Origin of the sequence: thiotrophic endosymbiont of Bathymodiolus puteoserpentis (Logatchev) (genome assembly GCF_900127505.1) — a bacterium.
GTDB lineage: Bacteria > Pseudomonadota > Gammaproteobacteria > PS1 > Pseudothioglobaceae > Thiodubiliella.
In genome coordinates this window covers 1-1,445 of sequence record NZ_UEXF01000015.1, presented here as the reverse complement: position 1 = coordinate 1,445, position 1,445 = coordinate 1, and the positions used below count along the sequence as shown (strand labels likewise).

At 41.2% G+C, this 1,445-nt stretch carries 1 protein-coding gene; it reads right to left on the bottom strand.

The features are described 5' to 3' along the window. Positions 1-330: 330 nt before the first annotated feature. Positions 331-1,445 (bottom strand): galactose-binding domain-containing protein (locus tag BHECKSOX2_RS01000; RefSeq protein ID WP_180323600.1); only part of this gene is annotated, 1,115 nt, incomplete at its 5' end.

Below are 1,445 nucleotides of genomic sequence, written 5' to 3'. Positions count from 1 at the left end.
TTTTTAAGCAAAACGACCAAGGAACAAGAGGTATTTTAGTAAAAGTCGGTTGATTTGTTTATGGTTATTGTTGGTTTTATTATTATAAATCAATTTGTTGTGTGGTTTTTAAGGGTTGACTATTTCCCGAGTTTTTGGTGGGAAATTCGCTATTTTATGGGTTTTATAAATTATATTGGGTTAATGCAGGAGTCTCTATTTATACAAAGACTTTATAGTCTTGCCTATAGTGTGCGCTACACCACTTACAGATTCACCCGTTGAATAATTAACTACCGGCACATCACAACCTAAGCAACCAGCAACTGAAACACTTTTATTGCGTTTTCTTTATTTATAAAGATCAGTGCCTATAACTTGAACTTCTGCTAGAGACAGGTAGTTCTTGTCAAGCAATTGGATTCTAACATAGCGACCTTGTTTGCCTGATCCGTTTAATTGAATGATTTTTTTGGGATTAGGTACGACATGAAAGTCTTGTTGATAAGTATGGGTGCTGAAGTCTGCTTTATCAGAAATACTAACTTGGTAGTTGCTTAGTCTATCTACACAGCAATCAGTGCGGTTGTAGATAATGATTTTATTGATCTTTTTCTCACTGCCTAGATCAACCTGCCACCAAGCGCCTTGTTCAATGTTGGTATGAGTTGTGCTACTATTTAAGAATTCGCCATCAGTGTTGCCATCTACTGCATAGCTAGCAGCAACGGGGATGGAGTATGGATATGTGCTGGATTCTGTGGCAGGTTTTCCAAGCGCTAGATTATAACCAGAGGCATACGCACCTCCATAACCTGGATCACCCCATGTCCTGATTGAGCCATCGGGCTTAACAGCGCTAAAGGCATTAGCATTTGAATAAATCTTGGTATAACCTTTGTCAGTGGGTACATTTTTGTGTTTATGATCTAAGTCATCCCACACACCCCACAAATTCCCCGAGTCATCCCACGAATCCCCTAAGTCACCCCACGATGTAATTGAGCCATCGTCTTTAAGGGCGGCAAAGGCTTGATCGGTTGAATAAATCTTGATATAGCCTTTGTCAGTGGGTGCTTTTTTGCCTCCAAACCTTGAGTCTCCCCACGCCTTGATTGAACCATCAGCTTTAAGGGCAGCAAAGGCATATGAATTTGAATAAATCTTGATATAGCCTTTGCCAGTGGGTGCTTTTTTGCCTCCAAAATCTGGGTCTCCCCACGCCTTGATTGAACCATCAGCTTTAAGGGCAGCAAAGGCATATGAATTTGAATAAATCTCGGTATAGTTTTTGCCAGCGGGTGCGTCTGCGCCTCCAGAATCTGGATTACCCCATGCCTTGATTGAGCCATCAGCTTTAAGAGCAGCAAAGGCATCAGTAGTTGAATAAATATTGGTATAGCCTTTGCCGGTGGGTGCTTTTTTGATTCCATACTTTGGGTTACCCCACACCTTGATTGAGCCAT